Source organism: Rothia sp. HMSC073B08, assembly GCF_001812975.1.
Classification (GTDB): Bacteria; Actinomycetota; Actinomycetes; order Actinomycetales; family Micrococcaceae; genus Rothia; species Rothia mucilaginosa.
The window spans coordinates 1-293 of record NZ_KV811068.1 but is presented as its reverse complement, the minus strand read 5'-3'; the positions used below and the strand labels follow the sequence as shown (position 1 = coordinate 293).

Below are 293 nucleotides of genomic sequence, written 5' to 3'. Positions count from 1 at the left end.
CCCGCGCGCTCAGCCTGTCGTTGCTGCTGGGTTTGAGCCCGCTTGCCGGTATCACCCCGGCGGCACTCGCAACACCGACCCAGGCAGCACCTGAGCAGCAGGCACAACCGGCACAGGCGACCCCCGCCTCCCCCGCTGCAGCTTTGAACCAGCGCCAGACAGAAAACCAGCAGATTCCTGCGGCTCAGGGCGAGCAGACCAGTTCGCTACCGACTCTGCGCGTCACTAGCGGAGCACCTAAGAATTTATGCTGGAGGCACGGTGCATGTTGAGGGCACCGGCTTCACTCCCGA

At 64.8% G+C, this 293-nt stretch carries 1 pseudogene; it reads left to right on the top strand.

The annotated features are described in order from the left end of the window. A pseudogene (locus tag HMPREF2884_RS09285) lies at nt 1-272 on the top strand (superoxide dismutase); the annotation flags it as partial. Nucleotides 273-293 lie beyond the last annotated feature (21 nt).